General features: G+C 28.9%; 4 protein-coding genes and 1 pseudogene. All 5 read right to left on the minus strand.

The annotated features are described in order from the left end of the window. Positions 1 to 75 precede the first annotated feature (75 nt). Positions 76 to 1,317, minus strand: coding sequence for a peptidase domain-containing ABC transporter (locus Xinn_RS19870; RefSeq protein ID WP_099137778.1), 1,242 nt, complete (start codon positions 1,315 to 1,317; stop codon positions 76 to 78). 2 nt (positions 1,318 to 1,319) lie between these two features. After that, positions 1,320 to 2,591 carry an HlyD family secretion protein gene (locus tag Xinn_RS19875; RefSeq protein ID WP_086955743.1) on the minus strand — a complete coding sequence of 424 codons (1,272 nt, stop codon included), beginning with the start codon at positions 2,589 to 2,591 and terminating at the stop codon, positions 1,320 to 1,322. Then, entirely contained in the window at positions 2,581 to 3,744 is a 1,164-nt protein-coding gene (locus tag Xinn_RS19880; protein ID WP_086955745.1) for a JmjC domain-containing protein, read from the minus strand. Before Xinn_RS19880 ends, Xinn_RS19875 begins: the two co-directional genes overlap by 11 nt. 161 nt (positions 3,745 to 3,905) lie before the next feature. Beyond that, positions 3,906 to 4,277, minus strand: coding sequence for a hypothetical protein (locus Xinn_RS23220; RefSeq protein WP_086955747.1), 372 nt, complete (start codon positions 4,275 to 4,277; stop codon positions 3,906 to 3,908). A 1,056-nt stretch (positions 4,278 to 5,333) separates the two neighbouring features. Continuing rightward, a pseudogene (locus Xinn_RS19895) lies at positions 5,334 to 5,454 on the minus strand (IS30 family transposase); the annotation flags it as partial.

Below are 5,454 nucleotides of genomic sequence, written 5' to 3' on the forward strand. Positions count from 1 at the left end.
CGATCCTTTTTTCTGTGATTTTGCGTTTTGGGAACAAAAATTTCGCAAATTTAGGATCGAGTTTCTTTGATACTCCTACCATTTTGAAAAGGCATTTAGAATGTTTTGAATTCCAAATAACACTTTATTTAAAAAAGAAAAAGCTAATGATAGCCTTTGAGCTCTAAGATTTGAGTTAATAGTATCAATAGATAATGATAACCAGGTGTTATATCTAAGTATTTCTTTACCAAAAATCTTTATTGTTTTTATTCCTCGTATTGTCTCCATGAAATGAGAACTTTGTTTTGCTGAGTGTGTAATGTTTTCTTTGGTATATTCTCTCAAAGGAATATACCATGCTGCACGAATTAAAACATATATTAACAGTGTTATTATCGATATAAACGTCAATTGAATGCTATATATTGACATAATGGAAAGTGTAATTATAGAAACCAAGCTATTACATATTGAAACAAAAAAAGCAGATGTTAGAGTATTCTGTATACTATCAATGGAGGAGAATCTTGATATTATATCACCTAAATGCCGTTTACAAAAAAAATCTATTGGTAAATTTATTAAGTGAGTGAAAATATTTGATTTCCATTGCAAGTTTAAATTGGTGCTAATATAAGTCGTTAATAAATCCTGAATGATTTCTATCACTTGTTCAAATATTAAAAGAATACAGAATCCAAATGATAATAATAGAATTAAATTTTTGTCCCCAGAAACAACTCCATGATCAATTGTTAATTGCATGTAATATGGACTAATAAGGGCTAGAAACTCTAGGGAAAAAGCTAAAAGTAATATTTTTATAACTGATTTTTTTATTCCGGAAATATTTTTAATAAGCATTGATATGCTTATTTTTTCTTTGCGAACATCCTTTTTGAAATCATTGTTAGGCCAAAACTCAACGGCAATCCCAGTGAAATATTCCGAAAAGTCATTAATGGTTAAATGTCTTATTCCAATACTAGGATCCATAATGGTTACTTTTTTTGGTGATACTTTTTTTAAAACTACAAAATGGTTCATACCCCAATGAATAAGGCATGGTAGTTTTAATTGTTCTATTTCATCAATGTCTAATCTAATGGCTCTATATGATAGATTTAATTCTTTGGCATAACTAGTAATGTCATTAAGATTTGTACCAGTAATAGGTATGGAAAACTTTTTTCTAAGATGTAATAAATCGACCTGATATCCATAAAAAGAAGAAATGGATGCAAGGCAGGCTAAACCACATTCAGATATTTCAGTCTGCAAAATAGTCGGTAAATTATAATGTGACCAAAATTTAATTTTATTATACTTTATCATTTTTAAATACTATCAGTTATTGTAAATATAGATTCGAACATCCATTCGTATAATTTTCTCTTTTCGTGTAAAATGTCTGCATCTAGAGTCATTCCTATTTCTATTGATTTTTTATCTTTATTAACTTCAATGTGCTGATTTTCAATCTGAGCCTTTACTAAATAAACAGGGTCATTTGTATTTTTAAACGATGATAATACTAAACCGATACTTTTCACTTCTTGGATTGCCATAGGAGTTCTACTAATAGAAATAATTTTAGCTTTAAAAGAACCAAATTTTTGATAAGGGTATGCTGAATATTTAATATTAACAATGTCACCATTTTTTATAAATCCTATTGATTCATTAGGAATATATAAATGGGCGATAATTTCTTGATTACGAGGTGTTATACTCAATAATAATGTTGATTGATCTACATGCAACCCTATTTCAAAATTATTAATACTAACAAATCCTGATGAATTTGCTCTTATTATTGTTTCAGTTTGGCTTTCAATAGTCAAAATTTCTTGGTTGACTGAAGTTAATATTCTTTCTATTTCTTGTATTTCTACAAATTGTTTTAATGGAGCATCTTCTATTTCTATTTTTTTTTCATTAATCAAATTGCTAATTTGTATAATTTCTTTTTTAGTTATATTGATTTTTTCTAATTGTTCTAATTCATCCCTTTCTATGGAGAACATATGTTCTTTTGTTATAAGTCTTTTTGTTTCTAGTTCTTTATATCTACTTGTGTTTTTTTTGAGTTCATCTAGTTTTTTTTTCTGTATGGCTAATTGTTCTTTAGTTTGTTCTCTTTGACTTATTAGACTATCAATATTTTCGTTAAGCAATTTTATTTTATTTTCATGAATGTGTTTCATGTTATTAATCTCTTTAAATAATGTGTCTCTTTTTAAAACTGCTTGTTTTTTTAAACTATCTTGTAGTGTACTCTCCTTGAGATGCTGGCCTTTATAAATAGAGCCAAGAATGTCTCCTTTACTAACAAACTGTCCATCTTTAACTTTAAGGTCATTGATAACACCGTTCTCTTTAGCATAAATATTAGACATTCCACTTTTTGGATAAATTTGTCCTTTTACTGATGTTTTTCTAGAATATTCAGTAAAGGTGATAAATAAAATAATAATAATAACAAATAAGCTAGAAAGATATGTCAATACAGTAAAAATAAAGGGGCTGGTCAAAACCACTCGACCAGCCAAAGGTATTGTTTTTTTCTTCAAAGCTTCTTTGCGGAAAAGATCGCTATTATAGTTCATTTACAATTTCTAATATATTTTGATAACCTAAGTTATAGATTAATTCTTTTACCTTATCATGATCTTTATGCTCAAATAGAGATAATAAATTTTCCAGTGAAATATATGGTGTCTCATCTACTTTTTTGAGTAGTTTTATAGACTCTGTATCTAAATTTAATTTAATTCCATTACAAATAACATACCCATTGTCTATGGATAAATTATTGTTTGAGTTTATTCGTAAGCACGCATTATTAGATAATTTTTTGTCTTTACTGTTACAAAACAAATCTAGGTTCAATTTAGACGGTGTTCTTTGTTCAGAGCAAAAAGATTGTAGAAATTCATTATATGTATTTTCAGAGCATAAATAATCGGAGATAAATTTTGATAAAATATTAACGTCTTTTTTAGCTTTTTCCCATGATCTAGGGAGTGATCCTCTACCGATCTCAAAGTCATTAATTTTGTTGGACAACCAAAGTAAATAATCGGGAACATAAGGTGGAAAAATTCCAACAGATAGGTGTATGGTTTCTTCACCAACTGGTAATGGATTATGCCACCAACCTCTTGGAAGATAAAGAACATCACCTTCTTCTAATATAAAATCATCATATGGCTCTGAAGGGCATGGATATATGTGCTCTATATCTTTTGATTGATGTAAATACGTAGGGTTTTTAAATGACGGTTCATAAATAACCCACCTTTTTTTACCTGTTAATTGTATTACAAAAATATCTCTGCTATCCCAATGAGGTTTAAAAGAACTCTTTTCTCCATATGCTAGATACAGACTTGAAAAAGCGTGGCTATCTGTAAAAGAAGAGCAATATTTTGCTAGGTAATCAATTTTAGGTTCATTAATAATTCCATTTGCAACTAGTGTTGCACCTGCATTCAAATAATCATATAGTCTAGAATTAATATATCTATATCTGGTTTTTCCCAAGTCATCGTAATATTCAAGATATTCATCCTTGTCTAAAATACCATTATACATTAACTTAAGACCTTCAAATGATGCTAAATCTGAACGATTGTATATATTCTCTATTTCGTTGCGACTTATAAATGTACTATCATATGACTTTTTAAACACATGGGGTTTTTTTTCAAAAAAGTCTTTAAGAAATATTTCTTTTTCAATGGAAAATTTAATTGGCATTACATATCTCACTGTCTTGATATAAATTAATTTGATGCTAATGCATTAAATATGGACTGTGCCTTATAACCAAAGCGGTATTATCTCTATAGATAATTTCTAAGGTTATAGAGCACAGAACCATCAAATGCTAAATTATCTATTAGAATAAATATTAGTTATTAGCAATAGTCACAACCGCTAGTATCTCCACAATAATGACTTCCATCTTTTGGTGCTGGAGGCTTTTTAAATAAATTTCTAACCGTTTGATTGTCTGATAGTCGACGACCTGCTTCAGCTCCCGCTGCGCGTCCAACTTGTTTTCCTGCCTCCCTACCTGCAACTCCTCCTATTACTGCTCCAACCGCAGTACTAGGTCCAGGAGCAATAGCACTTCCAACCGCAGCACCAGCTGCAATTCCGGCACGAAAGCCAGCCGCTCCTCCAATTTGCTGGCCAGCTACTCCTCCAGCTAATGCTCCTCCCGCGTTAACTGCAAAATCTCCAGCCCCAGAAACTAAATCAAACTCTTTAATTGTTAATTCACGCATAATAAATGCCCTTCTATTTATCTTGATTAATGATTTTTACAATTAAATATACAGTTGTACTCATGAAGATTAATAAAAATAATTTTAGTGAAAAGTCATATTTAATCATCCCAGAAAAAAAATAAAATAAAAATAAAATAAACAGTCCTATAAAAAATAAAATGGATAAAGAAAATACTCTACCTGAAAGAGAAGTATCTTCTTTTATTGATGTTTTTTTTATCAATGAATTAAATGTATTGACAACCTTCATGTTCACATTGATAAAACAAACTAATAGTATTGTCGAAAAAATGTAATCAATATATTCAAGGATTGGATTTTCCAATTTAAATATAGCTACAAAAAAAATGTATGTAGTAAATAAATTGAATGTGGTGATTTCCTTTGAAAATAGATTTATTTTATCTAATGCTCTACGATAAATTGATTTTATATTCAAATTCCTTATAACTAAAATAGTTGTATTTTTAAACTTTATGGGTAACTTTAGGGTTTATCTAACAACCATAAAATAATATCTTGATAATTATTTTTGGTCAATAATATTTATTATATTTACTAATATATGAGTAAGTTACAAAAAAAAACACCCTTATACCTCTTTTGTGGTGGTTTCATTCCATGAATCATCGAATAACCACCTTGGATTGTTTTTATGGCATTACATAAAATAAAATTTAGCTCAGGTGTTATATACTAATTTGGTGAGGGTGTATGTCGTCGTGTATATGATTTTTCATAATAGTGAGTTTTTTTAAAAAAATAATAGAAATAACCTTATCCTACGCATCAGGTGAGACAAGGTTATTCCTGTTATGTTCAAAGCTTGGATTCTATTTATTATTGAGATAATGTGATGACTCTCATTGTTTCACATAAGAATATTTAATGTTTTTTTGTATGGATTAATAATAAAATGGAAGATTATTTAGGGTGGCAATGCTTTGTGTTTTTATATAATCACGTTATATAATAATTATAAATATTATTATGTGTCGTAAGTTATTTTCTTTAAATTATAAAACTTGCATTCACATAATAAGTGCAACACCGTTATGAACGAAGTAAACGAGTCGGTATGCCTTTAAATAACTCATTCGGTGTTTGATAACCTCGCGTTTTTCGAGGACGTTTATTTAATCGATTTGCCACGAGATTTATCTCCAACTCTGAG

The organism is Xenorhabdus innexi (genome assembly GCF_002632485.1).
GTDB lineage: Bacteria > Pseudomonadota > Gammaproteobacteria > Enterobacterales > Enterobacteriaceae > Xenorhabdus > Xenorhabdus innexi.

What these genes read in the sequence shown, in the direction of transcription:
- Xinn_RS19870 (WP_099137778.1), bottom strand. Translation starts at nt 1,317, where the DNA reads ATGATAAAGTATAATAAAATTAAATTTTGGTCACATTATAATTTACCG.
- Xinn_RS19875 (WP_086955743.1), bottom strand. Translation starts at nt 2,591, where the DNA reads ATGAACTATAATAGCGATCTTTTCCGCAAAGAAGCTTTGAAGAAAAAA.
- Xinn_RS23220 (WP_086955747.1), bottom strand. Translation starts at nt 4,277, where the DNA reads ATGCGTGAATTAACAATTAAAGAGTTTGATTTAGTTTCTGGGGCTGGA.
- Xinn_RS19880 (WP_086955745.1), bottom strand. Translation starts at nt 3,744, where the DNA reads ATGCCAATTAAATTTTCCATTGAAAAAGAAATATTTCTTAAAGACTTT.